Origin of the sequence: Hydrocoleum sp. CS-953 (assembly GCF_002260545.1) — a bacterium.
Lineage (GTDB): Bacteria > Cyanobacteriota > Cyanobacteriia > Cyanobacteriales > Microcoleaceae > Trichodesmium.
In genome coordinates this window covers 1-3,985 of the sequence record NZ_LGSU01000633.1, presented here as the reverse complement: position 1 = coordinate 3,985, position 3,985 = coordinate 1, and the positions used below count along the sequence as shown (strand labels likewise).

At 33.8% G+C, this 3,985-nt stretch carries 4 protein-coding genes and 1 pseudogene; 4 read left to right on the top strand and 1 reads right to left on the bottom strand.

Going from position 1 to position 3,985, the window contains the following annotated elements:
- Positions 1-83 precede the first annotated feature (83 nt).
- Positions 84-251, bottom strand: a complete 168-nt coding sequence (locus tag AFK68_RS36390) for a hypothetical protein (RefSeq protein WP_168186355.1) — start codon at positions 249-251, stop codon at positions 84-86.
- A 318-nt stretch (positions 252-569) separates the two neighbouring features.
- On the opposite strand from AFK68_RS36390, the gene AFK68_RS07095 reads away from it, so the two are divergent.
- The 4 genes and pseudogenes from AFK68_RS07095 to AFK68_RS07080 all read left to right on the top strand — a co-directional run.
- Positions 570-977 carry a hypothetical protein gene (locus tag AFK68_RS07095; RefSeq protein WP_094672153.1) on the top strand — a complete coding sequence of 136 codons (408 nt, stop codon included), beginning with the start codon at positions 570-572 and terminating at the stop codon, positions 975-977.
- Positions 978-1,084: 107 nt separating this feature from the next.
- Positions 1,085-2,212, top strand: coding sequence for a glutathionylspermidine synthase family protein (locus AFK68_RS07090; RefSeq protein ID WP_094672152.1), 1,128 nt, complete (start codon positions 1,085-1,087; stop codon positions 2,210-2,212).
- 203 nt (positions 2,213-2,415) lie between these two features.
- Entirely contained in the window at positions 2,416-3,744 is a 1,329-nt protein-coding gene (locus AFK68_RS07085; RefSeq protein ID WP_094672151.1) for a pilus assembly protein PilB, read from the top strand.
- A pseudogene (locus AFK68_RS07080) lies at positions 3,737-3,985 on the top strand (hypothetical protein); the annotation flags it as partial. The gene AFK68_RS07085 and the pseudogene AFK68_RS07080, both read left to right, overlap by 8 nt.

Sequence of the window (3,985 nt, the reverse complement as noted above, 5' to 3'; positions counted from 1 at the left end):
CAATTGCTAGAGTTCCTTACTTTGCTTACACTTCAGTTTTACATTTTTACGAAACTCTTGGTTTGTGGCGAAAAGCAGACTGGTTAAAAAATCACTCCGAAAACACCTAGACTATTAGTATTAACACCACTTAACCAAGTTTTTGATTTTAACCCAGGAAATTTTTTCATATCTACATTAATAGGTTCCCAATCAATTTCAGTAAAAGGAATTGATACTTGGTATTCAGCATATAGGAATACTTTATTCATCGGTTTTACTCCTAATTAATTTCTTGTTTAGTTTAGCATCTTTTTGATTTGTTGTATTTAATTGAGAGCATTTAACTAACACTAACCATTATAGTCCAATAGAGAGCGCTGATAGTTAACCAAATATTACAATGTTTGACAATTTGAGAGCTTTTTTGGATTCAGAAGCTATCGTAGAAATAGTAGTATCCTAAACTACATGACTAAAAAATCAGGTCAATAGCCGTCCTCTTTTAAGAGGATGAAAAGAATAAACTTCAGTATTGCAAGTCTCTAGATTCATCTAGATGTACTGATAACCCATAACTAATAACTGAAATGACTGACCCAAGAAAAATTAAGAGAAGTATTATTATTACCCTAGTATTAATATCTTCAATTTCTTTAAAAGCTTGTGCATCTCGTAGATATAATCGCGAAGTGTATAGAAATCTTGAAGACTGTCGCAGAGAATGGGGAGGAATAGAACAATGTGACCAGGTGACAGACGGAAGTTATTCATCTAGATATTATTATGGTCCTCGTTATTATAGGTCTGGCGGGAGTATCTACTATTATCGAAATAGTAGTAGTAGCTATCAACGAGTTCCCAGTAATGCAGGTATTCTCAAAAGTCCTTCGGGAAGGTCTACAACTTCTGTTGGTACAGTTAATAGAGGTGGTTTTGGTAGTAGAGGTGGTAGAGGTGGTAGTAGTTTTGGCGGTAGAGGTGGTGGCAAAGGTTGATAAGATCAGGAATTATGCAAAGAAACCCGGTTTCTATGGAGAAACCGGGTTTCTGGGTTCGCTTGCACAAGTCTTGCCTAAATTAAAATTTACAAATAAAGCAGCAAATGAAACGGATAAATGTTGAATCTCGTGCCAACTGGCAGCAGAAATGTGAAGCGGTTGGCTTTCATTTTTATGAAATGTATGGCGAACCATATTGGTATGAGTCAGCTTGCTATCATTTCAGCGCTTCAGAAATAAATGAATTGGAAGCAGCAACCAATACTTTACAAGAATTATATATTGAAGCAGCAGAGCGAATTATCCAAGAAGACCGTTTTTCTCAATTATCTGTTCCGGAACAGTTTGCGGAATTATGTCGCCAGTCTTGGGAACGGGATGACCCCAGTCTTTATGGTCGTTTTGACTTAGCTTATGATGGTGTCAACCCACCGAAGTTATTGGAATATAACGCTGATACACCGACTGCACTTTTGGAAACCAGTGTGGTGCAGTGGACTTGGTTGGAGGAAATGTTTCCGGAAGCGGATCAATTTAATTCTGTGCATGAAAAGTTATTGGCAGCTTTTGAGGAAATGAATGGTTTAGCAGGAGAGACTTTATATTTCAGTTGTGAAAAAGAAACTTTGGAAGATTTAGGAACAGTTGAATATTTGCGAGATTTAGCAATTCAAGCAGGATTAAATACTCAACATATTTATATTGACGATATTGGTTGGAGTGAGGAATTAGAAGTTTTTTGCGATTTAGAAAATCAAATTATTCGTCACTTATTCAAGTTGTATCCTTGGGAATGGATGATGCGAGAAAAATTCGGCAAATATCTATTATTAGAACCGATGAAAATCATCGAACCTGCTTGGAAATTAATTTGGAGTAATAAAGCTATTTTGCCTATTCTTTGGGAATTTTTTCCAGACCATCCTAATTTATTGCCTGCCTATTTTGACTCTGGAAAATTATCTCATCCCTATCTGAGTAAACCAGTTTTTTCTAGGGAAGGTGGAAATATTACTATTTATTTTGGAGATAGAGAATATCAAACCGAAGGAATATATGAAGACGAACCTTTAATTTATCAATCCTATTATCAATTGCCGAATTTTGATGGTTATTATCCGATAGTTGGTAGCTGGGTTATTGGTGGAGAAGCTGCTGGTATTTGTGTTAGGGAAGACGAGGAAATTGTGACTCAAGATTTGAGTAGATTTGTGCCTCATTATTTTAGTTAGAAATTTGCGTTTTAAGGAACTACCAAAAATATTTATTCTTCTTTTGAAATTCCATAATTGTTTTCGGATAACTTTTTGTCTATTTTAGCTATTTGTTCTTGATTTGGTTTGATTTTGTAGCAATGACTTATGATCATTTTATTTCCTTTTCGACCAGACTTCTANTAGTATAGACTAATAAATTTTCCTATAGATACCAGCTTATGAGTTTAATTAAAAACATATATAATCAATTTAACCCATTTGACCCCTTACCTGCAAACGATCCAGCTTATGTAAACTGTAGTGAAGTGAGGGGAGATGATAATATTTTTAAGGAAATTGGTAAAACTATTATTTACTCAGATAAGCCTACCTGTCAACTTTATACTGGGCATCGAGGTGTAGGTAAATCAACAGAATTATTACGCCTAGAAGATTATTTACAAAAAAATGGTTGTTGTGTGGTTTATTTTCCAGCAACGGAAGGAGATATTGATGAATTAGATGTTCAATATACTGATATTATTTTGGCTTGTACTCGCAACATTTTGGAGAAGCTTCAAGTTTATGCTTCTCCTAATCTTTTATTAGATTGGTTACATTCTAGATGGCATGAACTAAAAGATTTAGCTTTATCAGATGTAGAGTTTGAAAAGCTAACTATTGAATCTAAAATTAATGTTTTTAGTAAACTAACTACAAGTTTAAGACGTATTCCAAGTACCCGTGAAACGATTAGAAGACAGGTTGATAATCATAGTGTTTCTTTAATTGCAGCTTTGAATGAATTTATTGAAGATGCTCAAAAAAAGTTGCCAGAAGCAGAATCAAAAATAGTTGTGATTCCGGATAATTTAGATAGAATAATACCTATTGAAAGAGGTAATCAAAGAACAAGTCACGATGAAATTTTTCTTGATTATAGTAATCAGTTAACTGCTTTAAACTGTCATGTTGTTTATACGATTCCTATTTCTTTAGCCTATTCAAGTCAAGCAACTGAACTAAGAAACATTTATGCAAGTCCGCAAGTTTTACCAATGATTATGGTTAAAGATCGTCAAAATGAATCTTATGGGAAAGGATTAGATAAACTAAAGGAAATTATTGAAAAAAGGGTTGATTTGGTAAAACCTGGAATTGATATTGATACTCAAATTTTTGATAATTCAGAAACTCGGATAAAGCTTTGTCAGATGACTGGGGGTCATGTCCGAGATTTGATGTTATTAATGCAATCTGCCATGCGTGAAGTAGACGATTTTCCGATAAAGATCAAAGCAGTGAATCGTGCTATTAGCGATGCTAGAGATGGTACTTATCGAAATGCAGTTAATTTTGAAGAATGGGATAAATTAGCTATAGTTTATCGCTCAAAAAATATTCCTAATGATGAGGAATATCGCAGTTTATTATTCCGTCGTTGTGTATTGGAATATCGAGATGTTGATGCAGAAGATAATCCTATACGTTGGTATGATATTCATCCGTTAATCAAAGGAACATCTGAGTTTCAATCTGCACTAGATAGACTAAATTCTAATGAATAATAACTTAATCAGTCATATAGAAAAATTTAGACCAGATGAAGAAGAAATTTATCTGACTTTAAAACGTGATTTGTCTTGGCGGAAAGGTTTTGGTATTTTATTTGTCAAGTGTTCTCCTGTACAGGAAAGTTTGATTATTGGCAGAGTTAGGCAAGATATTCCGGACAAAAAAATTGGGATTTTAAAATTAGAACATTCTATTGATAATTTATATGATTTGGTTGAAGAGAAAGTTAAAAAT

What these genes read in the sequence shown, in the direction of transcription:
- AFK68_RS07085 (WP_094672151.1), top strand. Translation starts at nt 2,416, where the DNA reads ATGAGTTTAATTAAAAACATATATAATCAATTTAACCCATTTGACCCC.
- AFK68_RS07090 (WP_094672152.1), top strand. Translation starts at nt 1,085, where the DNA reads ATGAAACGGATAAATGTTGAATCTCGTGCCAACTGGCAGCAGAAATGT.
- AFK68_RS36390 (WP_168186355.1), bottom strand. Translation starts at nt 251, where the DNA reads ATGAATAAAGTATTCCTATATGCTGAATACCAAGTATCAATTCCTTTT.
- AFK68_RS07095 (WP_094672153.1), top strand. Translation starts at nt 570, where the DNA reads ATGACTGACCCAAGAAAAATTAAGAGAAGTATTATTATTACCCTAGTA.